Origin of the sequence: Pigmentiphaga sp. H8 (assembly GCF_003854895.1) — a bacterium.
Lineage (GTDB): Bacteria > Pseudomonadota > Gammaproteobacteria > Burkholderiales > Burkholderiaceae_B > Pigmentiphaga.
The window spans coordinates 362,310-387,425 of record NZ_CP033966.1 but is presented as its reverse complement, the minus strand read 5'-3'; the positions used below and the strand labels follow the sequence as shown (position 1 = coordinate 387,425).

The window sequence follows — 25,116 nt, the reverse complement described above, 5'->3', positions numbered from 1 at the left end:
TCGCACAGGCCCCAAGGCAGCGCACGGCTCACTCGGCGCGTATGCCCCGCTCCTTGATCACCCGCCCGAAACGCGCGTAGTCCTTGGCGAAACCGGCCGCCGCCGAGCGGGGGTCGTCGCCCACCGGCACGAAGCCCATGGCCCCGAGCTGTTTCCCGACCTCGGGATCGCGCAGGGCGCGGGCGAACTCGGCGTGGATGCGGTCCACGATGTCCGGCGGCGTGCCCTTGGCGACGAACAGCAGCTGGAAGCCCTCGACCTCCGTGCCCGGATAGCGGCCAGCCATGGGCTGGGCCGACGGGAACAGGAAAAAGGGCTCGGCCGAGGTCACGCCCAGCACGCGGACGGTGCCCGTGCCGACCAGAGGCTGCACGTTCGTGGGTGTGTCGATGCCGCAGTCGAGCTGCCCGGACGCCAGGCTGGGCGCGGCCTGCGAGAAGCTCCGGTACGGGGCGTGGACGATATCGACCGAGGCCGCCTGCTTGATCAGTTCCAGCGCCAGGTGCGGCGGCGATCCCACGCCGTAGCTCGAACAGGTCAGCTTGCCGGGGTGGGCCGCCGCATAGGCCACGAAGGCCTCGAACGAATCCACCGGCAGGGACGCCCTGACGACCAGCGCATAGGGGGTGCGCGCGATGCGGGTCACGGGCACGAGGTCGCGCTCCACGTCGAACGGCAGCCGGGACAACCAGGGGGTGATGGCCAGCGCCGAGGTCTGCATCAGCAGCGTATAGCCGTCCGGCGGCGCCGCCACGACGGCCTGGGTGCCGATGTTGCCGGTCGCGCCGGTCCGGTTGTCGACGATGACCGGCTGCCCCACCCGGGCCTGGATGCGCTCGGCCAGCAGGCGCGCCACGCGGTCGATCGAACCGCCCGCCACGAAAGGAACGATGAGCCGTATCGGCCGTTCCGGGTAAGCGGCCACCGCCGGGGCGAGCGGTGCCAGAAGAATGGCCGCCGTCAGGCCGTGCCAGAACGCTCGGATCATGTGCCGTCTCCGTTGTTGTCATGTATCGTGGTGCGCGCCCGATCGCAGCACTGTAGAAGGCGGGCGCCTCTCCCGCCATCGGCGCGAGGCAATGCGGCCATTGCCGGCAGGTGATGACGCCGTACGGACGCGAGATCGCACGATGACAACCCTGGAACTGATCGCCGGCCGCCATGCCGGTCTTGCCTTTCTCGCCTGGCTGGCCGGCGCGTGCGCGCTCGGCCTGTGGGTGGGCGGACTGCTGGACGCGAGCCGGATCTCGCCGGCACGCCGGTCGCGCGTGATGGCGGCGCTGATCGTGGGCGGCGTTGCCGTGTTCGGACTCATCGCCGCCAACGTCGTGACCGAGTCACGGCTGGTGGTCCTGGACAAGACCCTGGCCGAAACCCTGGCCGAACGGGCCTCGCCGGCGTGGCTGCGGTTCCTGGCCGTGCTGACCGTGGCTGGCGACCGGGACTTCCTGCTGGGGCTGGGCACCGTCGTGCTGGCCCTGCTGCTGTGGCGCCGCCGCGGGCGCGACGCGGTGCTCTGGCTGGCGGGGACGCTGGGCGCGGCGGGGCTGAACGTGCTGCTCAAGGGCGCTTTCCAGCGGGTTCGCCCCGAACACCTGCACGGATTCACCCAGGAACTGGGGTGGAGCTTTCCCAGCGGACACGCCACCGGCGCGATGGCGGTCTACGGCATGCTGGCCTATCTGCTGGCGGGCCTGGCGCCGCCGGCGTGGCGCCAGGCCATGGCCATGTTCGCGGCCGGCCTGATCGCCAGCGTCGGCTACAGCCGGGTGATGCTGCAGGTGCACTACCTGAGCGACGTCATCGCCGCCTTCGCCGTCACGGCGGCCTGGCTGATGGCATGCGTGGCCGTGCGCGAGCGGGCGGACCGCTCGCGCGGGCTCACGCCATCAGGCCCTCGATCTCGCTGACCTCGCGCACGTCTCCGAAGTTCTGCACGAAGGTCTCCAGCGCCGCCCGGTGCTCCTCGTCGGACAGGGCCGCCAGGCAGTCCGCCACCATGATGGGGAAGAAGTCCAGCATCATGGCGTCGCGGCCGGTGGATTCGCAGCAGATGTTGGTCTTGGTGCCGGCGATCAGCAGATGGGTGATCCCCGCGCTGCGCAGCACCCGCTCCAGCCCGGACGAACCGTGCGCCAGGGCGCTGTAGCGGTTCTTGGCCAGGTGGACGTCGCCCGGGGCGGGCTCCATGCCCTGCCACAGCGCCTCGGACGCCGGCCTCGGGGCGTTCGCCTCGATGGTGCGGGCGCGTACGTCGGCGGCCACGAAATGGTCGTAGAAACCGGACCAGTCCGATCCCTGCCCCACCGGCAGGTTCGCGTGCGTGACCCACACGACCAACCCGCCCCGGCGGCGCAGCACGCGGGCCAGGGCGTTGATGTTGCCGACCACGGAGCGGGACTCGGGAACCTCGGCCGGACTGCCGGGAGCGACGAAGGTGGGCTGCATGTCGATGACGACGAGGGCGGTCCTGGCCGGATCCAGCCGCTCGTGCAGGTGGACGCGGCCGCGCCGGGCGACGACGCGATCGACGATGTGCTGGCGTATCGGTAGCGTATGCATGCTAGCGCCGGCCACCCAGGAGGCTGCCGCCGATCTTGATCAGGTCCTCCAGGCCTACCTGCCCGTCGCCGTTCTGGTCGAGCAACGAACCCAGCAGGCCGCCGCCCAGACCGCCCTGCTGGCGCGCGGCATCGCGCTCCTGGCCCAGCGTGTTGCCCAGGCTGTCCGGCGTCATGCCGCCCGATTGCACGCGCTGCGCCAGGAAGGCCATCACGATGGGGGCGAGCATCTTCAGCAGATTGGCGGCATTGCCGCCGCCCAGGCCGGTGGCCTCGCCCAGACCAGCCTCGGCGCGCTGCTGCCCGGCACCGAAGATGTGGCCCAGGATGGCGCCGCCATCCGATTGCGCGCCCGCATTGCCGCCGCCCAGCAGCGACCCCAGCATGCCTTCCAGGCCGCCGCCCCCGCCGTGGTCCTGCAGCGCGCCGAACAGCGCCTGGGCGCCCTGCGGCTGGGCCGCGTTGTTGCCCATCGCGCCCAGCAACAGGGGCAGCGCGGCGCCCACTGCCTGCTGGGTCTGGGCGGTGTCCGTGCCCAGTTGCTGCGCGAGCTGCTGCAGGGGGGCGCCTTGCAGCTGGGACATCAGTTCGTCTGACAGGGAAGAGGAGGCGTTCATGGCGATTCTCGCTGAAGACGCCGGCGCTGTGCCGGCACAGGGGCCATCGTAGCTCGCCATGCATGAGCGCGCATGGCGTTAACAGACTGATACGTCTGGCGGACCCGATTGTTTCGACCGCGCCCGCACGGGGTCAACGCCGCGGCAGCGCCAGGTACGCCTCGCGCACGGCGTCGGTCCCATGGACGCGCTCCAATCGCCGCACGGTGAAGTGGCCCCGCCCCATGTCCTGGAAATGATCGATGAACAGCGCGTTGATCGCCCCGCCGCCGATGGCTCCTATCATCGGCACCGCCTGGGCCAGCGCCTTCTCGGACACCGCGATCGAAAAGCGCGAGGCGACCTCGGAGATCAGCCGGACCAGCACCGGCGCGCTGCCCTTGGCCGTGCCATGCTGCGCGAGGTACTGGCTGGCCGAGGCGATGGCCTGCGCCAGCGCGGCGCGCGAGGCGAAGTAGCCGGCGTCGGTCGCGTCGTCGGACTTCGAGGAACCGCCCAGCGCCAGCACGTGCAGGCACTCCAGCCGCGATTCCGGCGTCTTCAGGTCCTCGCCCTGGCTGCGGGCGATGTCGGCGATGGAACGCAGCATGATGGTGGTCGAGATCGGCAGTTCCACGGCCAGCCCCGCCATGCCGAAAGCGCCGCCCGCGGCGCCCGAGGCCCCGGCCGCCAGCTTGTGCCACCAGTCGGTGGCGGCCGCCGGCCGGGTCGGATCCATGGTCCTGACCGCCACGTCCAGCGCCTTGCTGATGGAGCGGCGGGCGATCTCGTCGATCATCGACGACACCCGGTCCGGCAGCGCGGCCAGCGTGCGCTCGATGGGCTTGCCGGCGATCCCCGCGATGCGCGCGGCGATGCCCGGGTGCTCCAGCAGGTGCCGGGCCCGCGCCAGTTCCTGCAGGTCGGATTCGGAAAGCGGCATGGAAAGTCCTCGGAAGACGTCCTGGTCCATGTTAAACAAAAAAGCTCCCATGCCTGCCGCGACCCGGCGGCGCTGCCCCGAAACGCCGGGAGGACTACAATCATTGATCAATCAATGATTTTGGCATCTTCCCATGTCCACGCTTCCCCAGCATTCCGAAGGCCAGGTCCTGCCCTTCCGGCAATCGCTGATGGCCGTCCTCGGCATGTGCTTCGTCATGATGATGGTCGCCATCGACCAGACCGTCGTGGGCACCGCGCTGCCCACCATCGTGGCCGAACTGCGGGGATTCGACCTGTACGCGTGGGTGGCCACCGCCTACCTGCTGCCGTCCGTCATCACCGTGCCCATCTTCGGCCGGCTGGGCGACTACTACGGCCGCAAGCCGTTCGTGATCGCCGCCATCTTCGTCTTCACGGCGGCCTCGGTGCTGTGCGGCGCGGCCACCAGCATGCTGTGGCTGGTCGTGGCGCGGGGCCTGCAGGGCATAGGCGGCGGCATGCTGGTGGGGTGTGCGTTCGCGTGCATCCCCGACCTGTTCCCCGAGCCGCGCGTGCGCCTGCGCTGGCAGATCATCGTCAGTTCGGCCTTCGGCATCGCCAACGCCATCGGCCCCTCGCTGGGCGGGGTGATGACCGAGCAGTACGGCTGGCGATCGGTGTTCTACGTCAACCTGCCGGTCGGCCTCCTGGGGATCCTGTTCGTGGCGCGCTTCCTGCCCCGCATCCGCCACCACACGGCCGGCAAGATACAGCTCGACTGGCCCGGCGCGCTGCTGATCGCGGTGGCGCTGGGCTGCCTGCAGATGGTCGTCGAACTCCTGCCCAAGGGCGCCGCCTCGACCACGGTGCTGCTGCTGGGGGCCGGCAGCCTGGCCGCGTTCGCCGGCCTGTATTTCTGGGAACAGCGCTGCCCGCAGCCGCTGCTGCCCATCGACATGTTCCGCAACCCGGCGCTGGCCGTGCTGTTCGTGCTGGCGACGCTGGTCGGCTTCATCATCTTCGCGCTGATGTTCTACGCGCCGCTGCTGCTGCAGGGCGGCTTCGGGCTGTCGCCCCAGGAGGCCGGCCTGCTCATCACGCCCATGGCCGCCTGCATCACCGTGGGCAGCATCCTGAACGGCCGCATCATCAGCCACATCGACAAGCCCAACCGCATGCTGTATGCGGGCTTTTCCACGCTGGCGCTGGCTTGCCTGGGGGTCGTCACCACTCACCACGACACGCCGCACGCACTCTTCGCGTTCTACATGTTCCTGGCCGGCATAGGCATCGGCTTCACCATGCCCAACCTGACGATCTTCGCCCAGCACACGGCCGATCGCACCCACCTGGGCATCGCCACCGCCACGCTGCAATCGACGCGCATGGTGGGCGGCATGCTGGGCACGGCCATCGTGGGCACCATCGTCTCGCACAGCTACCTGTGGCGCGTCACCGACGTGCTGCAGTCGGAGAACGCGCTGCAATGGCTGCCGCAGCTGCACAACCCGCAGGTCCTGGTGGACCCGCAAGCGCAGCGCACGCTGGCCGAGCAGTTGGCCCAGCATGGCGGCCAGGCCACCGAACTGCTCGAGCACGTGCGCGAGGCCCTGGTTTCGGGTATTCACAACGGCCAGATCCTGGCGGTGCTGATCGCCCTGGTCGGGCTGTGGCTGGTGCGGCGCGTGCCGGCCATCCAGATCGTGCGCCCCGAGCGCGGCAAGCAGCCGGCCTCCGGGGACGAATCGTGAACCGCGAACAGCGCGGCCTGCAGGTCATCCAGCGCCTGGGCCAGACCTACCGCGCCATGCAGGCGGGCTTCAGCGGCCGCATCGGCCATGCGCTGCCGCGCTGGCGCATCCTGCTGACGCTGTCCGAGCACGGCACCTGCCCGCAGAAGCTCCTGGCCGAGCGCTGCCGCCTGGATCCGGCGTCGCTGACGCGGCTGCTCCATGCCATGGAACAACTGGGCTGGCTCGCGCGGCAGGTGGATGCCCAGGACAACCGCCAGACCAACGTCAGCCTGACCGCGGCGGGGCAGGAAGTGGTGGACGAAGCCATGCCCCGGCGGGCCGCCTTCCTCGACGAGGTCCTGCAGGGCTTGTCGGAGAAGGAGCTGGATGCGCTGCTGCGAACGCTGGAGACGCTGGAGGGCAATTTCCGGCGGGCGGCCACGGGGCCCGCGGGCAACTAGCTTCGCCGTTCTATCTGCTTTTTTGCTAAGGCCTATACAAAGAATCCGTTATCCCGCGCCGATGCGCCTGCCTACACTGGGCGCCTGTTCCCCTAGCAAGGCGCGACGCAGGCCATGGCAAGAATCGTCCTGGGTATCGGATCCTCACACAGCCCCATGCTCAACAGTCCCGCCGAGGACTACGCCAAGCATGGCGCGATCGACCTGGCCGGCCGCAAGCTGCTGGACCTGGACGGCCGGCCGGTCAGCTACGACGCGCTGCTGGCGCGCCGCGGCGACAGCCTGGCCCGGGCGCTCGAGCCGGACGAGCTGACGCGCAAGGCCGCCGCCTGCGACGTCCACATCCGCCGCCTGGCCGGCACGATCGAGGCCGCGGCGCTGGACGCGCTGATCGTGATCGGCGACGACCAGAACGAACAGTACGGCGAGGAAAACCTGCCGGCCATCCTGGTCTACTGGGGGCAGACCATCGCCAACCGGCCGCTGTCCATGCCGGCGGACGCCCCGCCGTTCTGGCGCCACGCGCGGTCCCAATACCATGAGGACGAAACGCCGCGCGAGTATCCCGTCGCCCACGAACTGGGCCGGCATCTCATCGGCTCCCTGATGGACGAGGACTTCGACCTCAGCACCTCCCGCCACCTGGCCAAGGCCCATGGCGAGGGCCACGCCTTCGGCTTCGTGCACCGGCGCCTGATGCCGGCGCGGCCGATTCCCATGCTGCCGATTTCCCTGAACACCTATTACCCGCCCAACCAGCCCCGGCCGCGCCGGTGCTATGAACTCGGCCGGGCCATCGCGCGCGCGGTCGACAGCTGGGACACGCCGGCCCGCGTCGGCATCGTCGCCTCGGGCGGATTGAGCCATTTCACGGTGGACGAGGATCTGGACCGCCTGGTGCTGCGCGCCTGCGCCGAGAAGGACGCGGCCGCGCTGGCCGGCATCGATCCGGCTCGCCTGAACTCGGGATCTTCCGAGATCCGCAACTGGATCACCACGGCGGGCGCGGCCGAGCACCTGGACTTTGCGTGGCAGGCCTACGAACCGTGCTATCGGACACCCGCGGGGACGGGCTGCGGCATGGCCTTCGCGGTCTGGAAACAGGATTGACATCGCGGGCCATGCCCCACCCGACAGGAGCCAGCATGCGGATCGAGCAGGACACGACGGCGGCCGAAGCCCTGCTGATGGCCTTGAAGGCCAGCGGCATCGATTACCTGTTCGCCAATGCCGGCAACGACTTCGCCCCCATCATCGAGGCGCTGGCCAACCCCCGGCTGCGCGACGCCATGCCCGTGCCCGTCACCTGCATGCACGAGACCGCCGCGATGGGAATGGCGCACGGCCATTACCTGGCCAGCGGCCGCATGCAGGCCGTGATGGTCCACGTGAACGTGGGCATGGCCAATGCGCTGTGCGGCCTGCTGAACGCCCACAGCGACAACGTGCCGGTGTTCCTGCTGGCCGGGCGCACGCCGCTGACCGAGCATGGACGCGACGGCGCGCGGCTGACTCCCGTGCAGTACGGGCAGGAGCTGTACGACCAGCACGCCATGGTGCGCGAGCTGGTCAAGTGGGAATACGAGCTGCGTTATCCCGAACAGGCGTGCGGACTGGTCGCCCGGGCGGCCGCGCTGGCGATGGCGCAACCGTGCGGACCGGTCTTCCTGGGCTTTCCGCGCGAACCGCTGCTCGACCCCCTGCCGCCGGGCGTGCGCTTCGAACCGTTCCCGGTGGCCCGTCCCACGGCCCCGCACCCGGATCCGGCCGCCATCGAAGAACTCGCGCAATGGCTGGCGCGGGCGCGACGTCCGCTGATCGTGGCCGAACGCGGCGATCCGGCCGGCAAGGTGGGGGCATCGCTGGCCCGGCTGGCGCAGGCCCATGCCATTCCCGTCATCGAGATCATGCCGGTGCGCAACGTCATGCCCTCGTCCCACCCGATGATGCTGGGCCATGCCGCCGGCGACCATCTCGAGGCGGCCGACGTCATCCTGGTCGTCGACGCCTCCACGCCCTGGGTGGAACGGCTGCATCGCCCGAGCCCCGGCAAGCGCATCGCGCACCTGGGTCCCGATCCGCTGGCGGGACGGCAGCCCGTGCGCAGCTTCCAGACCGATCTCGCGATCTGCTGCGATACCGCCGCCGGGCTGGATGCCCTGCTGGCCGCCCTGCCGCCGCCGACGGCCGAGGTGGAGCGGCGCCGGGCCCACTACACCCGGCTGTCCGAACAGCGCCGGCAGCACGCACGCGAAGAGGCCCTGCGCGGTGGCGGCAAGCCGGTCTCCGGCGCCTACATCTCCGCTTGCGTGTCCGACGTGCTCGGCGACGACGGCCTCTGCTTCAGCGAACTTGGCACCGTGCCGGACTACATGGACCTCAAGGGGCCCAACCGCTATTTCTTCACGCCTTATTCCGGCGCGCTGGGCTGGGGCATGCCTGCCGCCCTGGGCGCGCAGCTCGCCGACCGCGACCGGCTCGTGGTGGCGTGCGTGGGCGACGGCTCCTACGTGTTCGCCAACCCCGTCGCCTGCCACCAGATCGCCGAGGCGCAGGCGCTGCCCATCCTGACCATCGTCAAGAACAACGGCATGTGGAACGCCGTGCGCCGCTCCACGCTGGGCGTGCATCGGGACGGCCACGCCGCGCGGGCGGCAGCCATGCCGCTCACGTCGCTCGAACCCTCTCCGTCCTATTCGATGGTGGCGGCCGCCAGCCGTGCCCACGTGGAAGTGGTGGAGGACGGCGCCCGGCTTGCCGGCGCGCTCGAACGGGCGATCGACGTCATCCGCAACGAACGCCGGCAGGCGCTGGTGGAGGTCCGCACGTCCCTTTCGGCGACCCATTGAAGGGCGCCCTCATACAAGACGAGGAGGAGAGCACCATGTTCACGAGATCCCTGATCGCCACGCTGATCGCCGGATGCGCGGCCCCCGCGCTGGCGCAGGCACCGGCCTACCCGAACCAGCCGATACGCCTTATCGTCCCGCATCCGCCCGGCGGCTTCACCGACATCCTGGCGCGCCTGGTCAGCCAGAAGCTGGGCGAGGACGAAGGCTGGCAAGTCATCGTCGAGAACAAGGGCGGCGGCGGCAGCACCATTGCCGAGAACTTCGTCGCGCGCGCCGCGCCGGACGGCTACACCCTCTTCGTCACCGGCCGCGACGTCACCCTGCGCAGCGCGCTCTACGACAAACTGCCCTATGACCCCGACCGCGATTTCGCGCCGGTCAGCCAGTTGGTGTGGTCGCCCATGGTGCTGGTCGCCCACCCGTCCCTGCCGGTCGGCAACTTCCGCGAACTGCTCGACGCCGCGCGCAAGACGCCGGGCAAGATCGCCTATGCATCGCCAGGCAACGGCAGCGGCGCGCACCTGGCCATGGAGATGCTGGAATCCGACCTGGGCGTGGACCTGCTGCACGTGCCCTACAAGGGCGTGGGCCCCGCCACGACCGACCTGCTGGGCGGACAGGTCTCGCTGATGTTCCTGCAGATGGCCGTGGCCTTGCCCCATATCCGGGCCGGCAAGCTCAAGGCGCTCGCGATGCCGGCGGCCCGGCGCTCCCCCATGCTGCCCGACGTGCCCACGGTGGCGGAGTCGGGCGTGCCCGGCTTCGACGTCACGCCCTGGTTCGGCATCATGACGACCGCCGGCACGCCGTCCGAAATCGTCCACAGGCTGAGCACCGCACTGGCCAGGGTCGTCCAGGCGCCGGACGTCAAGAAGAAGCTGGCCGAACAGGGGGTGGAAGCGGTGGGCAGCACGCCCGAGGCATTCGCCGCGCTGATCGCGTCCGAGTCGCCCAAATGGAAGAAGGTGGTCAAGGACGCCGGCGTGCGCGTCGATTGAAACGGCTGCTCACGCGCCCTGGATGACCGTGTCGCCGCGACAATGCTCGAAGAAGTCCTTGAGGTTGTCCGACAGGAATTTCTTCTTGTGGTGGATGAGATAGAAGCGGCGGGTGAGCGGCGGCAGATCGGTGTCCAGTATGCTCAACTGGCCGGCGGCCACCATGTCCTTCACCGCGCAGCGCGACAGGCAGGCCAGCCACAGCCCTTCGGCGGCCGCGTACTTGATGGCTTCCGTGCTGCCCAGCTCGATGTCCATGTTGAGCTGGTGCAGATAGGGCAGCAGCGCCTGCTCCACCGCCAGCCTGCTGCCGGAGCCGCGCTCGCGCAGCAGCCAGCGCGACTCGCGCAACTGCTCGCGGGTGATGCGGCGCGTATGCCATTCGGACGCAAGCGGATGCCGCGCGGAACATACGATCACCATCTCGTCCAGCAGCCACGGCGTCGGCTGGATGTCGGCATCCTGGCACGGCCCTTCGATCAGGCCCATGTCGACGTCGAACCCCGCCACGGCGGCCGACACCTGCGCGGTGTTGGCGATGGTGACCTCGATGGGCGTGTGCGGCGCGCGCAGCCGATAGCGCGCCAGCAGTCCCGGCAGCACGTAGTTGCCGATGGTGGTGCTGCATCCGAGCTTCAGGGTGGCCGCCGCGTGCCCGAGCTTGTCGAAGAAGCCGCGTTCGATCTGCTGGGCGTTGTCCAGCAGCGCCGTGGCCTCGGCCAGCAGGCCTCGGCCGTTGTCGTTGAGGATCAGGCGCTTGCCCACCCGGTCGAACAGACGCGTATGCAGCAGGCCTTCGAGCTCGTTCAGCGCCGCGCTGACGGCCGACTGGGACAGGGCGATTTCCGATGCCGCGCCCATGGTGCTGCCGGTCTTGGCAACGGCAACGAAGATTCTCAACTGCCTGAGGCTCATGGGCATGGGCTGTGCCTGCGATGGGGTTCCTTGCGCGGATCGTGGTGTCGCCGTGCCGGGCATAGGCGACCACTATAATGGCAACCGCCCCCAGCCGTGAACGTGACGATCCCTCCGGCCGACGCGGATGCCGCATCGACGACGGGGCATGACTCGACAGGCGCACAAGCCATGGCATCGCACGCATCGACGGCCGAAGGCGCCGGCACCGGCCGGCCCGCCAGGATCCTGGTCCCGCAAACCGCGGGCACCACCAACGACCTGCTGGCCCGCGCCATCGCACCCGGGCTGGCGGCGCTGGCCGGCCGCCCCTTTCTGGTGGAGAACCGCGAAGGCGCCTCGGGCATGCTCGGCATGGATGCCGCGGCCAAGTCCGCCCCCGACGGCCTGACGCTGCTGAACAACGTCTCGAACACCCTGGCGCTGCCCTACTTCTACAAGAACCTGCCGTTCGACGTGCTGGCCGACCTGGAACCGGTCGGCATCGAAGGCTACGGCAACCACGCGCTGGTGGTGCACCGGAGCGTGCCGGTCGAGAACGTGCGCGACTTCCTGGCCTACGCCGCCCGGCACCCCGGCATGGAATACGCGGCGCCGGGCCTGGCCACCCATCATCATCTGTGCATGGCCATGATCCAGGCCATGGCGGGCATCCAGTTGAACCCCGTGTTCTACAAGGGTTCGGCCGGCGCGATGGCGGACCTGCTGCGCGGCGAAGTCCGCATCATGATCGTGCCCATACAGATCGCCGCCGAGCACGCGCGCAGCGGCGACCTGCGCATCCTGGGCGCCACCAGCAGGACGCCCTTTCCGCTGTACCCGGACATTCCCTCGCTGCACGACCAGGGGCTGGCGGGATTCGACGTCGAACCCTGGTTCGCCTTGTGGGCGCCGCGCGGCACGCCGCCCGATGCGCTGGCGCGCTACAACGGGCTGCTGAACGAGGCCATCGGCCAGGCCGAGGTCGGCGGTGCCCTGGCCCGCCACGGCGTCGTGCCCACGCCGGGCACCGTCGACGACCTGCGCCGCAAGGCGGCCGCCGAACACCGGATGTGGGGCGAGGTGCTGCGAAAAATGCGGATACGGCCGGAATAGGCCCTAGCCGCGGGCGACGCGCTCGCCCTCGTGTTCGAGCGCGAGCCGGACGAATTCGCGCGCCGCCGCCGTCTGGTAGGCGCCGCGCCGCTGCATCAGCACCGCGGTCCTTTCCAGCAGGGACGGCGTAAGCGCGATCGACACGAGGCCGTCCCGGCCGCTGGCGATGGTGGCCGGCAGCAGGGTGGACAACGAGGTGCGCCGCACGATCTCGATGACGGCGCCCAGCGAGTTGGCCTCCATCAGGACCCGGGGACGCAAGCCATGCCGGCGGCAATAGCGGTCGATCTGCTCGCGCGTCGCGAACTCCGCGGTCAGCAACACCAGCGATTCGGCATCCAGCGCCTTCAGCGCCATCCGCCGCCGCCCGGCCAGCGGGTGCCGGCTGCCGACCACCAGCGCCAGCGTTTCCACCAGCAGCCGCTGCGAGGCGATCTCGGGCGAGCGCACTTCCTCGAAGCCTATGCCCACGTCGTACTCGTCGTCCGCCAGCAGCGCCTCGATGCGCTCCTGCGGCATCTCGCGCAGGATCAGCGAAACCTTGGGGTGGCGGGCGTGGAAGCGCTCGACCAGCGGCCCGACCAGGTACGAGGCGAAGGTCGGCGTGACCGCCAGCCGCAGCGACCCCCGGCTCAGGTCGCTTACGTCGTGGATCGCGCGCCGGCCTTCCTCCAGGTCCTGCAAGGCCTTGCGGGCATGCTTGAAATAGACGTGGCCCGCGTCCGTCAGCCGCGTCGCCCGTCCCGTCCGGTCGAACAGCGATGCCCCCAGCATCTCTTCCAGTTGCCGTATCTGCTGCGACAGCGCCGGCTGCGAAACATGCATCGCCGCCGCGGCGCGCGTGAAGCTGCGATGTTCGGCCACGGCCAGGAAATAGTGGATGGGGCGAAGCAGCATGGACGAATCCTATAAGATTTGATTATCGAAAATATAACAAATCCGTCTTTTACCTTATTAATGGCGCGACGTAAGCTTGATGTCACTGCGCCGGCCCCGCTTCAAATACCCCAGGAAACCCCAGATGGATTTCGTGAAACACACTATCAATCTCGCGATGAAGAACGTGGAGGAAGGCGGCCGACCCTTCGCCACCGTGATCGTCCGGGACGGCGAGATCCTTGCCGAGAGCCCCAACCTGGTCGCGCAAACGTCCGACCCCACCGCGCACGCCGAAATCCTGGCCATCCGTCAGGCTTGCACGAAACTCGGCACCGAACACCTGTCCGATTGCGATATCTACATTCTGGCCAGCCCGTGCCCCATGTGCCTGGGTTCGCTCTACTATTGCAGCCCAAGGCAGGTGATCTACATCACCACCCGCGAAGACTATGCGCCGTTCTACCGGGACGACCGCAAGTACTTCGAACTCGATACGCTCTACGCCGAATTCGCCAAGCCCATGGACGAGCGGCGGCTGCCCATGGTGCGGCAGGGACACCAGGATGCGATCGAAGTCTACCGGCGGTGGAAGGAACTGAACGCTTGAAGACACCGGCCGACCCGGCCTCATTGGGAGACAGCAACATGAACATGCCCGAGCATTTCCTGCGCATGGCGGTCGATCTCGCCCGCAAGAACGCGGAATGCGGCGGCCGCCCCTTCGGCGCGGTCATCGTCAGGAACGGTTCGGTCATCGGCACCGGGGTCAACCAGATACTCTCGTGCGCCGACCCCACCGCCCACGCCGAACTGTCCGCCATCCGCGCGGCCTGCCGCGCGCTGGAGTCACCGCGCCTGGACGGCTGCGTGGTGTACGCCAGCGCGCAGCCCTGCCCGATGTGCCTGGCCGCGATCCACATGACCGGCATACGCGAGGTCGTCTACGCCTACTCGAACGACGACGCCGAACCCTACGGGTTGTCGTCCGCGCCCGTCTACCGCGAACTGGCCCTGCCGCTGTCCGAACAGTCCATCCGCATCGTCCACCATCCGATCTCGCCCGCGCCGCAGTTGTACGAGTCGTGGCGCGCCGCGACCATAGAACGGGCTTGAAGCGCCCCCATGCCGGTCCCGGCCGTCAGGCCTGGTCCGGAAACACGCCGCGTTCGGACGGGAGCGGCGCGCCAGGAGGCAGCGCCGCGTTGCGCAGCCACCGGGCGAAGCGGCGTATCAGCTCCTGCTTGGGATTGTCCCCGCGCCAGACGATGTAGCAATTGACGCTGGCCGGAAAACACGCGGCCAGCGGACGCACCAGCCGTCCCGCCGCCAGCGCGTCGCGCACCAGCAGCGCCCGGGTCAGCGCGAGCCCGAGGCCGCTGGCCGCTGCCTCGGCCATCAGCGCCCGGTTGTCGAACACGATACCGTCCTCTGGCTCGTCCAGTTCCACGCCCGCCGCGGCGCCCCATTGCGACCAGCGAAAGCGCGCGTGCCTCAGCCTCGGCAGCCGGGCGACGTCATCGATGCGCATGCCGGAATGCCGCTGCGCGAACTCGGGACTGCAAACCACGACTATCTCGTCATCCAACAGCTTGGCGCACTGGTAGCCCGTGAAGGGCGCGGCCGCATAGCGCAGGCCGACGTCCAGGTCCGCCCGCTCGAAGTCCGGATCGTCGGTGGTCGTGGCGATGGAAAGGTCGAGTTCCGGCAGGGCCGCGCGCAACTGCGACAGGCGCGGGACGAGCCAGGCCCCCGCGAGTTCCGGGCTGACGTTGACGTTCAGTGACGAGCGGTCACGCTTGCGGCGTTCGGCCGCGTCCGTGAGCGAGGCCTCGACCGCGCGCAGCGCGCTTTCCAGCCCGTCGGCCAGCTGCCGCCCCGCGGGCGTGAGCTCGACCTGGCGGCCGGCGCGCTGGAACAGCTCGCAACCCAGCTGATCCTCCAGCGAACGGATATGCCGGCTGATGGCCCCGTGCGTGACGTACAAGGCGTCCGCCGCGCGCGTCATGCTGCCGTAGCGGGCCGTGGTGGTGAATGCCTGCAGGATCTGCATGGAGGGAAGGCGGCGAACCATCCTGTGATTCTGCCTCACAGGTCATGCCAAAACAAGTCGATTGTCCCGGCCGCGCGGACTCGCCGATACTCGGCGCCGGACAGCCGGCCTGCAGGCCGGGAGGAGATCCTATGAAATTGCAGCTCAAGGTCAACGGCGAGCCCCTCGCCGTCGACGCCGACGGCGACATGCCCCTGCTGTGGGTACTGCGCGACTACCTTGGCTATACCGGCACCAAGTTCGGTTGCGGCATGGGCCTGTGCGGCGCCTGTACGGTGCACGTCGACGGCAAGGCCACGCGGTCGTGCGTCACGCCGGTCGGCACCGTGCTGGACGCCGACATCACCACCATCGAAGGCCTGTCCAAGGACGGCACGCATCCCGTGCAGGCGGCGTGGATCGCCGAGCAGGTCCCCCAATGCGGATATTGCCAGTCGGGCATGATCATGGCCGCCTGCGCCCTGCTGAAGGAAAACCCCACGCCCACGCGCCAGGACATCCACGACGGCATCAGCAACCTGTGCCGCTGCGGCACCTATCCGCGCGTCGAGCGCGCCATCCTGCGCGTGGCCGCGGCCACCAACGGGGGCCAATCATGAACGCGCCCGCCGTCAATCGCCGCCAGTTCCTGCAGGCGGCCGGCGCCGTGTCGGCCGGACTGGTGCTGGGCTTTCGCATCCCCGTGGTCCAGGCCGCCGGCGCGCCCGCGCGCGACCCGGACGACGTCAACGCCTGGCTGCGCATCGCCACCGATGGCGAAGTCACCATCATGGTGCCGTCGGCCGAACTGGGCCAGGGCGTGACGACCTCCGCGCCCATGCTGGTCGCCGAGGAACTCGAATGCGACTGGACCCGCGTGCGGGCCGAACTGGCCCCCACCGACCCGGTCTACGCCAACCGCATCTTCAAGGTGCAGGCCACCTCCAGCAGCACCTCGGCCCGCTGGTCGTTCGAGCCGCTGCGGCGCATCGGCGCCACCGCCCGCGAGATGCTGCGCGAAGCCGCGGCGCAAACGTGGAAGGTGCCCGTGGCCGAATGCCTGGCCTCCCAGGGCCTGGTCCGCCACACGCCCAGCGGCCGCACGCTCGGCTACGGCGAACTGGCCGCGCGCGCGGCCGCCCTGCCCCGCCCGGCCAACGTGGTCCTGAAGGAACCGCGCGACTGGAAACTGATCGGCCATTCGATCGACCGCCTCGACATCCCCGAGAAGACGCGCGGCGCCGCGACCTTCGGCGTGGACGTCAAGCGCGAGGGCATGCTGATCGGCACCATCGTGGCCTGCCCCGCGTTCGGCGGCAAGCTGGCCAAGGTCGATGCCAAGCCGGCCCTGGCGGTGCGCGGCGTCAAGCACGTGGTCCCGCTGCATGACGCGGTGATCGTACTGGGCGACAGCTACTGGACCGCGCGCCAGGGCGTGCTCGCCCTCGAGCCCGAATGGCGGATGCCGGACGGCACGCCGCTGGACGGCGACGCGTTGATGCAGGGCTACCGCGAAGCGGCGCGCAACGCGACGGCCGAGGCGCGGCGTGTCGGCAACCCCGACCAACACCTGCAAGGCGAGACCGTCTACAGCGCCGAGTACGAGGTGCCGTACCTGGCACACGCCACCATGGAACCCATGAACGCCACCGCCGACGTGCGCGGCGGCAAGGCCGAGCTGTGGGGCCCCACCCAGGTCTGCGGCGAGATCGCCGAACGCCTGGCACCGGCGCTGGGACTGCCCGCCGACCGCATCACCGTGCACTCGACCCTGGTGGGCGGCGGCTTCGGCCGGCGCGAGGAATTCGACGTCTTCACCCAGGCCGCGCTGGCCTCCAAGGCGGTGGGCCGTCCGGTCAAGCTGATCTGGTCGCGCGAGGAAGACATCCGCCACGACTTCTACCGCCCCGCCGCCGCGGCCCGCCTGAGCGCCACCATGGCTCCCGGCAAGGACGGCAACATCCTGGCGCTGGAGGCCCGGCTGTCCTGCTCGTCGATCTACATCCGCAACTTCACCGACCGGGTCAAGGGCGGCATCGATCCCAAGTCGGTCGAAGGCGCGGTCGACCTGATCTACGACCTGCCCCACTTCGCCGTGCGCTATGCGATGGTCAACACGGCGATACCGGTGGGCTTCTGGCGCGGGGTGGGCTACACGCAGAACACCTTCTTCGCCGAAAGCTTCATCGACGAACTGGCCGCGCGCCAGCAGCGCGACCCGCTGCAATTCCGGCTCGCCATGCTGGCCAGCCGTCCTCGCCACGCCACGCTGCTGCGCAGGCTGGGCGAGCAGGCGGGCTGGGGCAAGGCCGCCGCCGGGCGCTTCCAGGGCCTGGCGATCACCGAGGCCTGGGGCTCGCTGTGCGCCACGATGGTGGAGCTGTCGGTGAAGGACAAGCAAATCACGCTGCACCGCATCGTCAACGCCATCGACTGCGGCACCGTCATCAACCCCGCCACGGTGGAACGCCAGCTCGAAGGCGCCAGCATCTGGGGCCTGACCGCCGCCATGTCGGGCGACATCACCATCCGCGACGGCGCCGTGCAGCAGTCGAACTTCCACGACTATCCGCTGCTGTACCTGTCGCAGGTGCCGCCGTTCGAGGCCGTGCTGGCCCCCAGCGGCGAGCGCATCGGCGGCGTGGGCGAATCGGCGGTGCCGACGCTGGCGCCGGCGCTGGCCAATGCGCTGTTCGCCGCCACGGGCGAACGCATCCGGTCGTTGCCGCTGTCGCGGCACGGGTACGAACTGGTGTAGGAAACGAGGCTTCCCTTCCGGGGGAAGCCTCCGCCTAGGCGGGCCAGATCGCCATCGCCGCGCGGGCCACCCGCTCCAGCTCCCCGCGCTTGACGCCGTCCCTGGCCTGCAGCGACATCCCCTGCACGACCGTCGTGAAATACCGGGCCAGGGTGTCCAGGTCGACCTCCGGCGACAGCTCCCCATCGGCCACGCCCTGCTCCAGGCGTTCGCGCACGTGCTGGGTCGAGGCCAGCCGATGGCTCCGCAGGAAAGCCGCCATGCCTTGATTGGCCGGCGTGCAATTGGTCGCCCCCAGCACCATGAAGCATCCCTTGGGCTTGCCCGGCAGCGTCAGCGCCGTCGCGGCGGCCATCAGCATGCCTTCGACCGCCGCCCGCGCGGTCTTGCCCTCGCGCAGCGCCACGTCGGTCATCCCGCCATCGGTGTGGCGGTAGCGTTCCACGGCCTCCCGGAACAAGGCCTCCTTGCCGCCGAAGGCCCCGTACAGGCTGGGCGCGTTGATGCCCATCGCCGTCGTCAGATCCGACAGCGACGTGCCTTCATAGCCACGCTCCCAGAAAACTTCCATTGCCCGCTGCAAGGCAGCGTCGCGGTCGAAGCCGCGCGGGCGTCCCCGTTCAGCCATATCGCACCTTTTTTGTAACGATCGATATAAAAATCCTTGACGCTCCGTGAAGAGGTCATGGATCATTTTATAACGATCATTACGGAAATGGAGCACAGCATGTCCCGATTGACAGGAAAAGTGGCCTTGGTAACCGGCGCGAGCCGTGGCATAGGCGCGGCCATCGCGTTGCGCCTGGCGCGCGAGGGCGCGGATGTGGCGATCACCTACGCCAGTTCGCCGGACAAGGCCGAGGCGGTGGCCGGCGAACTGCGCGAGACGGGCCGCCGCGCCGTGGCCCTGCGCAGCGACAGCGCCGAACCCCACGCTCCCGCGCAGGCGGTGGCGCGCGTGGTCGAGGAATTCGGCCAGCTCGACATCCTGGTCAGCAACGCCGGGATCGGCTACTGGAAGGCGCTGGAGGATTTCACCATCGAGGAATTCGACCGCGTGATGGCGGTGAACGTGCGCGCGGCCTTCACGGGCGCCCAGGCCGCGGCGGCGCGCATGGGGCAAGGCGGCCGCATCATCACGATCGGCAGTTGCAACGCCGATCGCGTGCCGGCCCCCGGCTCGACGCTCTATGCAATGAGCAAGTCGGCGCTGATCGGCCTGACCAAGGGCATGGCGCGCGACCTGGGCCCGCGCGGCATCACTGCCAACCTGGTCCAGCCCGGCCCGATCGACACCGACATGAATCCGGCCGACGGCGAACGCGCGGACGGCCTGCGCGCGCTGATGGCGCTGGGACACTACGGCGAAGGCGAGGACGTGGCGGGGCTGGTCGCCTATCTGGCAAGCGCCGAGAGCCGATTCATCACCGGTACCGCGCTGACCATAGACGGCGGCTACAACATCTGAGCCGGACATGGAAACGACCGCCTCCACTCCCCATCGTTCCGACACCGCCGGCCAGGCCATCGTCCTGGCCGCCGTCTGCCTGGCGGGGCTCATGATGCCGCTCAGCTTCACCGGTCCCGCCGTGGCCACCCCGGCCATCGCGCGGGACCTGGGCGGCAGCCCCATCGCCCTGGCCTGGGTCGTGAACGCCTTCGTGCTCGCGTTCGGCAGCTTCGTGCTGGCGGCCGGAACGCTGGCCGACCAGTATGGCCGCAAGCGCATCTTCCGTCTGGGGGTGCTGGGCTTCACCCTGCTGTCGGCCGTGACCGCCTTCGCTCCCAGCCTGCTGGTGCTGGACCTGCTGCGCGGCGCGCAAGGCATCGCGGCGGCGATGGCGATGGCAGGCGGCGCGGCCTCGCTGGCCCAGGAGTTCGACGGTCCGGCGCGCACGCGGGCCTTCAGCCTGCTGGGCACCACCTTCGGCGTCGGCCTGGCCTTCGGCCCGCTCTGGTCGGGCCTGCTGATCGAACACTTCGGCTGGCGGGCCATCTTCCTGTCGGGCACGGGCATCGGGCTGCTGGTGCTGCTCGCCGGCGTGCCGCGGATGCGCGAAACGCGCGATCCCGGTGCGCGCGGCATCGACGCCTGGGGAACCGCGGCCTTCACCGCCGCGCTGTGTCTGCTGATCTTCGGCATCGTGACCGGGCCCCAGTACGGCTGGTCGAGTCCGGCCGTGCTCGCGCTGCTGGGCGGATCGGTTGCCCTGCTGGCCGCATTCGTCGCCGTCGAGCGGCGGCAGGTCCGGCCCATGCTGGACCTGTCGCTGTTCCGCTACCGCCGCTTCGTCGGCGTGCAATTGCTGCCGCTCGCCACGGCGGTGTGCTTCGTCGTGCTGCTGATCCTCCTGCCCATCGGGTTCATCGGCGTCGAGGGCTATTCGGAAATCCAGGCCGGCCTGATGATGATCCCGCTGTCGCTGCCCATGGCCATCGTGCCGTTCCTGGCGGGGATGCTGGCGCGCAGGTACCCGGCGGGCGCGCTGTCCGCGGCGGGCCTGGTGGTGGCTGCCGCGGGCCTGGCATGGCTGGCCGCGATACCCTTGGGTCAGCAGTCCACGGCCATCGTCTGGCCCATGCTGCTGATCGGCGTGGGTACCGGCCTGCCCTGGGGACTGATGGACGACCTCTCGGTCAGCGTGGTGCCGAAGGAACGCGCCGGCATGGCCACCGGCATCTTCTCGACCATGCGGCTCGCGGGCGAGGCGGTCGCGCTGGCGGCCGCCGCGGCGCTGCTGCTGGCCCTGACGCAGTCGGGACTGGCGCATGTCCTGCACGAGCCGGGCACAGTGGCGGCCATCCCGGCCCTGGCCAACGATATGGCGGCGGGGGCATTGGGGCATGCGGCCACGCAATTGGGCGGTGAAGGGCGGGCACTGCTGGTGGCGGTGTACGCCGAATCCTTCAGCGCCTTGCTGCGGGTCCTGGCCGCGGTGACCCTGGCCGGGGCGCTGGCCGCCTGGCTGCTGCTCAGGCCCGGCCGGGCCGGCGTGGCCGACCGTGGCCCCGCCGCTACTGGTAGCTCAACGTGAACGTGGCGATGCCCTTGACGACCCCGGGCTTGACCGTGCCGGTGGCGACGTACTGCGCCGTCAGCGGCACCTCGGCCACGCTGCCCGTGGCGCCCAGGCGCCATTGGTTCGGGTTGCCCGCGGCGGCGGAATCCGGGCCGTAGGCGACGGGCACGCCGTCGTGCAGCAGGCGCAGCTGCACGCCCTCGGCGGTGGAGCCGGCCGCCGGCGTCAGCAGGTTGCCGCGGTTGCCGGGATTGGTGGCATCGGTCAACGTGACGTAGACATCCGCGCTCCGCTTGCAGTCCAGGCCGATGCGCAGGTTCGTATCGCCACGGGTCGACCCCACGCCGGCAAAGTCCCGCGTGTTGACCGGCGGCAAGGTCACGGCCACCGACGGCGTGGTGACGAGGCAGGTCCCGCTCACGATCCGCGCCCCGGGGGCGATGGTGATGTCGAAGGGAAGGAAGTTGTTGTAGCAATCGCTCATCGTGACGTAGAGACTGGGGAGCGTGATCAGCGTGCCGCCCTCCACGGGACCGGTCACCACCAGTTCGGCGGCGGCCCGCCACGTCGTGCGCGAGGAGGGCGGCACGTAGTAGTTGGTGTCGACCGGACCGAGTTCCCAGCCGCCGGCCCACCCCCGGGTGGTATAGAAGCGCACCCCGATACCGGCCACGTTGGTGCGATAGGTCTTCTCCATGCCCGGCACCAGCGTGCCGTTCACCCGCATTCGCTTCTGGACCGTGCAGGTCCTGACCCGGGTCAGGATGATGGTTTGGACGAACGCCCCCTCCTTATCCTGCAGGATGGTACCGACCGGGGGGTCGCCCTGCGGCGTATAGGACGGGCTCAGGGTGATGACATAGCTGCTCCCGTTCAAGGGAGCAGCCTGCGCGATGCCGTCGGCGCCCCGCGCGGGCGTGCCGGCCAGCGTCGCGGCGCCAAGCACGGCCAGTCCCGCCGCGGCGCGTAGCGGATGGCGGATGCGGCGAAGGAAGGAATGTTTCATGGTCGCAGGGCGGTGGATACCTCGGGCATCGTGCACACCGCCTTCAAATGGAAATAGGAAAGGCTCGACTGGCCGCGCTCGGGCAGGCGATAGTCGAGGCGGCACCGGGCGTCGGGCTGCTCGCCCCAACGGATGTCGAGCGAACCGGTGTCGGCCACGCCGCGCACCAGCGCGCGGCCGCCCTGCCCCACCAGGCCCACTTCCGCTCCGCTGGCATCCCGGACGCTGGCGCCGAAAGGCGGATGGGAGCCGTCGGGCAGCGCCACCGTCACCATCGCGGAACGGCCGGCAACGGTGGCGAAGCGCACCATGACGACCGAGTTGGCGCGCGGGGCGATCCGGGCGCGGGTGGCCGACAGTTCGACGTCCAGCGGCAAGCCCTTGGGATCGAGCTCCACGCTGTTCAGCGCATAGGGCGTCAGGTAGGGAATGACGGCATAGCCGCGTCCATCGACGCGCACGCCGGGCGCATTGGTGACACGCGCTCCCTTGGCATCCTTGGCTTCGACGATGCCCACGGTCTCGCCCAGATCGTTCGCCAGCGTCACGCCGCCGGGATGCGCGACCACCGCGCCCCGGAGCCCCATCGCATACTGCGTGTAGGACGAACCCCGGCTCAGGCTGGCCGATACCGTGCCGGCGCGCGCCCGGTACTGCACATTGCCGCCGGCCATGGCCCCGCCCTGCCCGCGGCTGGCGCTCAGGCCGTAGCTGAGCGAATTGTCTTCCAGGGCCGAGCCATTGAGGAGGGCCTGCTGCATGCTGCCGCCCGGCCCGCCGGAGGTCGACGCCAGCGACAGCATGGGCGCCTGCGGGCTGCGCCCCAAGGGCAGCGACATGCTGGCATAGATCTGGTTGCTCATGCGCCCGGTAACGCCGTCGCGCTGCCGCGACGCGGCGATGGTATAGGCCACGCTGGTGCCGAACAGACGCATGCGGTTGTTGTAGCCCGCCTGGAACTGCGTGGTGCGGCCGCCGCGATCCCAGTAGTCGCGCGACGAGCCGGACAGGTACAGGTCCCCCCACTTCTCGCCCAGGTGCTGGTTCAGCGTCAGTTGCAGTTCACTGCGCCGGCGGCCCGCCGCCAGGAAATCGCGCGGGCCGTCTTCGCCCGGCGCCCGCGCCTGCAAGGCATCGCGCAGGCTGCGAAAGCCGCTGGAGGAAAACCGGTAGGCCGCCAGCGTCAGGTTGGTGAAGGTCGACGGCACGAACTTGCTGTAGCTCAGCCGCGCGCTCGACCCCGACGAACCGGCCACGCCCGCCTTGTCCAGCCGCGCCTGCGTCAGGTCCAGCGCGAACGCGCCGACGCGGGTGTTCAGGGCCAGGCCGGCCAGCCCGGACTGGTAGTCGCGCATGGCCACCGCGCCGGCATAGCCCGTGAGCAGATTGGTGAAGCCCCGCTGCACCGTGGCCTGCACCAGCATGTCCTTGCCGGTGAACAGCGCATCGCGCGCCTGGCCCACCGCCACCGAATACCGCATGGCCCCGGGACGCAGCAGTTGCGCCACCGAGGCATACGGCACGGCGAAGCTGTGGACGCGGCCGTCCGCCTCGGTGACCCTGACGGTCAGTTCGCCGCCATAACCGGTCGCGTACAGGTCGTTGATCTCGAAGGGGCCCGGCGCCACCGACGTCTCGTACAGCTTGTTGCCGTTCTGGCTGACTTCCACCCGCGCGTTCGACTGGGCGATGCCCCGGATCAAGGGCGCATAGCCGCGCAGCGAACTCGGCAGCATCCGGTCGTCGCTGGCCAGCCGCACGCCCCGAAAGCCGATGCTGTCGAACATGATGCCCTCGGTGAACGCATCGCCCAGCGTCAACTGGCCGCGCAGGTCCGGCAGGTCGCGCTGCAGATAAGTCGCGATGTTCTGATAGCGGTACCCGCCCGCCGATTGCCAGTTGAGCATGGAGCGCTGGCGCAGGTGCCAGTTGCCCAGGTTCAGGCCGGCCTGCAGGCCGAGGTAGGTGCTGGAACTGTCGATGGCGCCCCGGGTGCGATAAGTGTTCAGGTCATACGCCAGGGTCGCCGACGTCACGCCGCCGTCCCACGAGCGGGGATCGACATAGCCCTGCACCGAGCGACGCAACGCGGCCTGCGGCACGCTCAGGTCCAGGCGCAAGATGGACAGATCGAACGTATGCGAGGCATCGCCGATCAGGCTTCCCAGTTGCGTGCACGCGCCCTGCCCGGCGTTCCTGGCCGCGGTGCGCGCGGCGTCGGTCAGGTTCATCTGGTCCAGCAGTTCCTCGTCCACGCACGGCACCGCCTGGTCGCCGGGACCATCGAAGCGCACGAGCCGGCGGCCCAGCCAGTCGCCGTTCACATACACGTCGACCGTGTAGTCGCCGGGAACGACCCCGTCGCCACGCGCGAAACGCCCCACGTCCACCTGCTGGCCCGGCTTGCGCATCAGGAAGCGGGAGTCGAACTCGACCGGTTCGGTGGCCGCGCTGCCGGGAGCCTGCCAGGCACTCATCAAGGCCGTGGCGAGCACGCGGGGAAACACCCGGGATGCGAGCGAACGGAACCGGCGTGCCTTCATGGCTTGCCGCGATAGGTGTCCGTTACAGCGGCGCCGTAATCATTGATGGAGGTGTACCGGACCTCGGCCGGCGCGTCCACGCCCGGCGCCTCGGTGCCGATGTCGAACTCGCCGCTGGCAAGCGGCGCGATCATCAGGCCGGCGTCATGCCGGTAAGTCTTGCCCGCCGCCTCGGCTTCGATGCGGCTGAACGTGATGTGGTAAGGCGTGGGGTTGTCGCCGCGGACGACATAGCGTCCATCCGGCTTGCGCGCGAAACTCCAGGTGACGCCCGCGGGCGCGTCCCTGACGTCCCCGGACAGGCCGCCGGGGCGGAAGAACACCTTGATCCGCGAGCGGAAAGCCAGTTGCAGCGCATTGGTACCCGTATCGGCATTGACCGGCGGCACTTCCAGCGCATTGAGCCAGAACAGCGACTCGCGATCGGTCGGCAGGGGCTCGCCCGTATGGATCAGGCGCAGCGTCTGGCCCTTGGACGGATCCAGCCTGAACAGCGGCGGCGTCAGCGTGAAGGGAGCCTTGGCCTCGTCGGGGACCGCATTCGCGTTGCCGTCGTCCAGCCATGCCTGCACCAGCAGGGGGATGCTGCCCTGGTTGTCCAACCTGAGGGTGACTTCGCGTTCGCCGGCCGGATAGATCACCCGGGTGGCGCCAAGCACCAGCGCGGCCTGGGCGGCGCCGGCGACGAGCATGCCGGCCAGGGCGGCCAGCCATTTGTGATTGCGTCGCATGGAGACTTCCCCAGC

At 69.6% G+C, this 25,116-nt stretch carries 24 protein-coding genes; 13 read left to right on the top strand and 11 right to left on the bottom strand.

Annotated elements, in window-relative coordinates:
* Positions 1 to 28 precede the first annotated feature (28 nt).
* Positions 29 to 988 carry a tripartite tricarboxylate transporter substrate binding protein gene (locus EGT29_RS01870; protein ID WP_124687435.1) on the bottom strand — a complete coding sequence of 320 codons (960 nt, stop codon included), beginning with the start codon at positions 986 to 988 and terminating at the stop codon, positions 29 to 31.
* 142 nt (positions 989 to 1,130) lie between these two features.
* Between EGT29_RS01870 and EGT29_RS01865 the strand changes: the two genes are divergently transcribed.
* A complete protein-coding gene (locus EGT29_RS01865; RefSeq protein WP_238160265.1) occupies positions 1,131 to 1,910 on the top strand; it encodes a phosphatase PAP2 family protein in 780 nt (259 codons plus the stop codon).
* Here EGT29_RS01865 and EGT29_RS01860 read toward each other — a convergent pair.
* From EGT29_RS01860 to EGT29_RS01850, 3 genes are all read right to left on the bottom strand, one after another.
* A complete protein-coding gene (locus EGT29_RS01860; RefSeq protein WP_124687434.1) occupies positions 1,882 to 2,562 on the bottom strand; it encodes an isochorismatase family protein in 681 nt (226 codons plus the stop codon). The two genes, EGT29_RS01865 and EGT29_RS01860, sit on opposite strands and share 29 nt — an antisense overlap.
* Before the next feature lies 1 nt (position 2,563).
* Complete coding sequence (locus EGT29_RS01855; protein WP_124687433.1) at positions 2,564 to 3,178, bottom strand: DUF937 domain-containing protein; 615 nt, start codon at positions 3,176 to 3,178, stop codon at positions 2,564 to 2,566.
* A gap of 133 nt (positions 3,179 to 3,311) precedes the next feature.
* Entirely contained in the window at positions 3,312 to 4,100 is a 789-nt protein-coding gene (locus tag EGT29_RS01850; RefSeq protein WP_124687432.1) for an EcsC family protein, read from the bottom strand.
* A gap of 133 nt (positions 4,101 to 4,233) precedes the next feature.
* On the opposite strand from EGT29_RS01850, the gene EGT29_RS01845 reads away from it, so the two are divergent.
* The 5 genes from EGT29_RS01845 to EGT29_RS01825 all read left to right on the top strand — a co-directional run bounded on the left by EGT29_RS01845 (position 4,234) and on the right by EGT29_RS01825 (position 10,125).
* Entirely contained in the window at positions 4,234 to 5,832 is a 1,599-nt protein-coding gene (locus EGT29_RS01845; RefSeq protein WP_124687431.1) for an MDR family MFS transporter, read from the top strand.
* On the top strand, positions 5,829 to 6,275 hold the full coding sequence (locus EGT29_RS01840) for a MarR family winged helix-turn-helix transcriptional regulator (protein WP_124687430.1): 447 nt from the start codon (positions 5,829 to 5,831) through the stop codon (positions 6,273 to 6,275). The genes EGT29_RS01845 and EGT29_RS01840 overlap by 4 nt, the downstream gene beginning before the upstream one ends.
* 114 nt (positions 6,276 to 6,389) lie before the next feature.
* On the top strand, positions 6,390 to 7,385 hold the full coding sequence (locus EGT29_RS01835; RefSeq protein WP_202865577.1) for a protocatechuate 3,4-dioxygenase: 996 nt from the start codon (positions 6,390 to 6,392) through the stop codon (positions 7,383 to 7,385).
* 35 nt (positions 7,386 to 7,420) lie between these two features.
* Positions 7,421 to 9,124 carry a thiamine pyrophosphate-requiring protein gene (locus EGT29_RS01830; protein WP_124687429.1) on the top strand — a complete coding sequence of 568 codons (1,704 nt, stop codon included), beginning with the start codon at positions 7,421 to 7,423 and terminating at the stop codon, positions 9,122 to 9,124.
* 35 nt (positions 9,125 to 9,159) lie between these two features.
* A complete protein-coding gene (locus EGT29_RS01825) occupies positions 9,160 to 10,125 on the top strand; it encodes a tripartite tricarboxylate transporter substrate binding protein (RefSeq protein ID WP_124687428.1) in 966 nt (321 codons plus the stop codon).
* Between the two features lie 9 nt (positions 10,126 to 10,134).
* On the opposite strand, the gene EGT29_RS01820 is transcribed toward EGT29_RS01825, so the two are convergent.
* Positions 10,135 to 11,046: a LysR family transcriptional regulator gene (locus EGT29_RS01820; protein WP_124687427.1), complete on the bottom strand. Its 912-nt coding sequence runs from the start codon at positions 11,044 to 11,046 to the stop codon at positions 10,135 to 10,137.
* A gap of 165 nt (positions 11,047 to 11,211) precedes the next feature.
* Here EGT29_RS01820 and EGT29_RS01815 point away from each other — a divergent pair, with 165 nt between their 5' ends.
* A complete protein-coding gene (locus EGT29_RS01815) occupies positions 11,212 to 12,135 on the top strand; it encodes a tripartite tricarboxylate transporter substrate binding protein (protein ID WP_124687426.1) in 924 nt (307 codons plus the stop codon).
* A 3-nt stretch (positions 12,136 to 12,138) separates the two neighbouring features.
* Here EGT29_RS01815 and cynR read toward each other — a convergent pair whose 3' ends face one another.
* Positions 12,139 to 13,032, bottom strand: coding sequence for a transcriptional regulator CynR (gene cynR, locus EGT29_RS01810; protein WP_124687425.1), 894 nt, complete (start codon positions 13,030 to 13,032; stop codon positions 12,139 to 12,141).
* Positions 13,033 to 13,156: 124 nt separating this feature from the next.
* Between cynR and EGT29_RS01805 the strand changes: the two genes are divergently transcribed.
* Together EGT29_RS01805 and EGT29_RS01800 are read left to right on the top strand one after the other, a co-directional pair.
* On the top strand, positions 13,157 to 13,621 hold the full coding sequence (locus EGT29_RS01805) for a nucleoside deaminase (protein WP_124687424.1): 465 nt from the start codon (positions 13,157 to 13,159) through the stop codon (positions 13,619 to 13,621).
* A gap of 38 nt (positions 13,622 to 13,659) precedes the next feature.
* The gene (locus EGT29_RS01800; protein WP_124687423.1) at positions 13,660 to 14,127 is read left to right on the top strand and encodes a nucleoside deaminase; all 468 of its coding nucleotides are present in this window, start codon (positions 13,660 to 13,662) and stop codon (positions 14,125 to 14,127) included.
* A 25-nt stretch (positions 14,128 to 14,152) separates the two neighbouring features.
* Here EGT29_RS01800 and EGT29_RS01795 read toward each other — a convergent pair whose 3' ends face one another.
* Positions 14,153 to 15,085 (bottom strand): LysR substrate-binding domain-containing protein, encoded by a 933-nt coding sequence (locus EGT29_RS01795; protein WP_124687422.1) that lies wholly within the window; start codon positions 15,083 to 15,085, stop codon positions 14,153 to 14,155.
* Between the two features lie 110 nt (positions 15,086 to 15,195).
* On the opposite strand from EGT29_RS01795, the gene EGT29_RS01790 reads away from it, so the two are divergent.
* On the top strand, positions 15,196 to 15,663 hold the full coding sequence (locus tag EGT29_RS01790) for a (2Fe-2S)-binding protein (protein WP_124687421.1): 468 nt from the start codon (positions 15,196 to 15,198) through the stop codon (positions 15,661 to 15,663).
* Positions 15,660 to 17,801 (top strand): molybdopterin cofactor-binding domain-containing protein, encoded by a 2,142-nt coding sequence (locus EGT29_RS01785; protein WP_124687420.1) that lies wholly within the window; start codon positions 15,660 to 15,662, stop codon positions 17,799 to 17,801. The genes EGT29_RS01790 and EGT29_RS01785 overlap by 4 nt, the downstream gene beginning before the upstream one ends.
* Positions 17,802 to 17,835: 34 nt before the next feature.
* Here EGT29_RS01785 and EGT29_RS01780 read toward each other — a convergent pair whose 3' ends face one another.
* Positions 17,836 to 18,429, bottom strand: a complete 594-nt coding sequence (locus EGT29_RS01780) for a TetR/AcrR family transcriptional regulator (protein ID WP_124687419.1) — start codon at positions 18,427 to 18,429, stop codon at positions 17,836 to 17,838.
* 99 nt (positions 18,430 to 18,528) lie between these two features.
* Between EGT29_RS01780 and EGT29_RS01775 the strand changes: the two genes are divergently transcribed.
* Positions 18,529 to 19,269, top strand: coding sequence for a 3-oxoacyl-ACP reductase family protein (locus tag EGT29_RS01775; RefSeq protein WP_124687418.1), 741 nt, complete (start codon positions 18,529 to 18,531; stop codon positions 19,267 to 19,269).
* A 7-nt stretch (positions 19,270 to 19,276) separates the two neighbouring features.
* Positions 19,277 to 20,836: an MFS transporter gene (locus EGT29_RS01770; protein WP_124687417.1), complete on the top strand. Its 1,560-nt coding sequence runs from the start codon at positions 19,277 to 19,279 to the stop codon at positions 20,834 to 20,836.
* On the opposite strand, the gene EGT29_RS01765 is transcribed toward EGT29_RS01770, so the two are convergent.
* From EGT29_RS01765 to EGT29_RS01755, 3 genes are read right to left on the bottom strand one after another with little or no spacing between them, the layout of a single operon-like run.
* On the bottom strand, positions 20,817 to 21,827 hold the full coding sequence (locus EGT29_RS01765) for a fimbrial protein (RefSeq protein WP_124687416.1): 1,011 nt from the start codon (positions 21,825 to 21,827) through the stop codon (positions 20,817 to 20,819). The two genes, EGT29_RS01770 and EGT29_RS01765, sit on opposite strands and share 20 nt — an antisense overlap.
* Positions 21,824 to 24,370 (bottom strand): fimbria/pilus outer membrane usher protein, encoded by a 2,547-nt coding sequence (locus EGT29_RS01760; protein WP_124687415.1) that lies wholly within the window; start codon positions 24,368 to 24,370, stop codon positions 21,824 to 21,826. Before EGT29_RS01760 ends, EGT29_RS01765 begins: the two co-directional genes overlap by 4 nt.
* Positions 24,367 to 25,101 carry a fimbria/pilus periplasmic chaperone gene (locus tag EGT29_RS01755; RefSeq protein ID WP_124687414.1) on the bottom strand — a complete coding sequence of 245 codons (735 nt, stop codon included), beginning with the start codon at positions 25,099 to 25,101 and terminating at the stop codon, positions 24,367 to 24,369. Before EGT29_RS01755 ends, EGT29_RS01760 begins: the two co-directional genes overlap by 4 nt.
* Positions 25,102 to 25,116 lie beyond the last annotated feature (15 nt).

Bases quoted from the DNA above. Each gene is read 5' to 3' on its own strand.
- EGT29_RS01845 (WP_124687431.1), top strand. From the start codon at position 4,234: ATGTCCACGCTTCCCCAGCATTCCGAAGGCCAGGTCCTGCCCTTCCGG.
- EGT29_RS01780 (WP_124687419.1), bottom strand. From the start codon at position 18,429: ATGGCTGAACGGGGACGCCCGCGCGGCTTCGACCGCGACGCTGCCTTG.
- EGT29_RS01870 (WP_124687435.1), bottom strand. From the start codon at position 988: ATGATCCGAGCGTTCTGGCACGGCCTGACGGCGGCCATTCTTCTGGCA.
- EGT29_RS01860 (WP_124687434.1), bottom strand. From the start codon at position 2,562: ATGCATACGCTACCGATACGCCAGCACATCGTCGATCGCGTCGTCGCC.
- EGT29_RS01755 (WP_124687414.1), bottom strand. From the start codon at position 25,101: ATGCGACGCAATCACAAATGGCTGGCCGCCCTGGCCGGCATGCTCGTC.
- EGT29_RS01865 (WP_238160265.1), top strand. From the start codon at position 1,131: ATGACAACCCTGGAACTGATCGCCGGCCGCCATGCCGGTCTTGCCTTT.
- EGT29_RS01815 (WP_124687426.1), top strand. From the start codon at position 11,212: ATGGCATCGCACGCATCGACGGCCGAAGGCGCCGGCACCGGCCGGCCC.
- EGT29_RS01830 (WP_124687429.1), top strand. From the start codon at position 7,421: ATGCGGATCGAGCAGGACACGACGGCGGCCGAAGCCCTGCTGATGGCC.
- EGT29_RS01775 (WP_124687418.1), top strand. From the start codon at position 18,529: ATGTCCCGATTGACAGGAAAAGTGGCCTTGGTAACCGGCGCGAGCCGT.
- EGT29_RS01760 (WP_124687415.1), bottom strand. From the start codon at position 24,370: ATGAAGGCACGCCGGTTCCGTTCGCTCGCATCCCGGGTGTTTCCCCGC.
- EGT29_RS01790 (WP_124687421.1), top strand. From the start codon at position 15,196: ATGAAATTGCAGCTCAAGGTCAACGGCGAGCCCCTCGCCGTCGACGCC.
- EGT29_RS01835 (WP_202865577.1), top strand. From the start codon at position 6,390: ATGGCAAGAATCGTCCTGGGTATCGGATCCTCACACAGCCCCATGCTC.
- cynR (WP_124687425.1), bottom strand. From the start codon at position 13,032: ATGCTGCTTCGCCCCATCCACTATTTCCTGGCCGTGGCCGAACATCGC.
- EGT29_RS01785 (WP_124687420.1), top strand. From the start codon at position 15,660: ATGAACGCGCCCGCCGTCAATCGCCGCCAGTTCCTGCAGGCGGCCGGC.
- EGT29_RS01825 (WP_124687428.1), top strand. From the start codon at position 9,160: ATGTTCACGAGATCCCTGATCGCCACGCTGATCGCCGGATGCGCGGCC.
- EGT29_RS01795 (WP_124687422.1), bottom strand. From the start codon at position 15,085: ATGGTTCGCCGCCTTCCCTCCATGCAGATCCTGCAGGCATTCACCACC.
- EGT29_RS01805 (WP_124687424.1), top strand. From the start codon at position 13,157: ATGGATTTCGTGAAACACACTATCAATCTCGCGATGAAGAACGTGGAG.
- EGT29_RS01770 (WP_124687417.1), top strand. From the start codon at position 19,277: ATGGAAACGACCGCCTCCACTCCCCATCGTTCCGACACCGCCGGCCAG.
- EGT29_RS01820 (WP_124687427.1), bottom strand. From the start codon at position 11,046: ATGCCCATGAGCCTCAGGCAGTTGAGAATCTTCGTTGCCGTTGCCAAG.
- EGT29_RS01850 (WP_124687432.1), bottom strand. From the start codon at position 4,100: ATGCCGCTTTCCGAATCCGACCTGCAGGAACTGGCGCGGGCCCGGCAC.
- EGT29_RS01855 (WP_124687433.1), bottom strand. From the start codon at position 3,178: ATGAACGCCTCCTCTTCCCTGTCAGACGAACTGATGTCCCAGCTGCAA.
- EGT29_RS01800 (WP_124687423.1), top strand. From the start codon at position 13,660: ATGAACATGCCCGAGCATTTCCTGCGCATGGCGGTCGATCTCGCCCGC.
- EGT29_RS01765 (WP_124687416.1), bottom strand. From the start codon at position 21,827: ATGAAACATTCCTTCCTTCGCCGCATCCGCCATCCGCTACGCGCCGCG.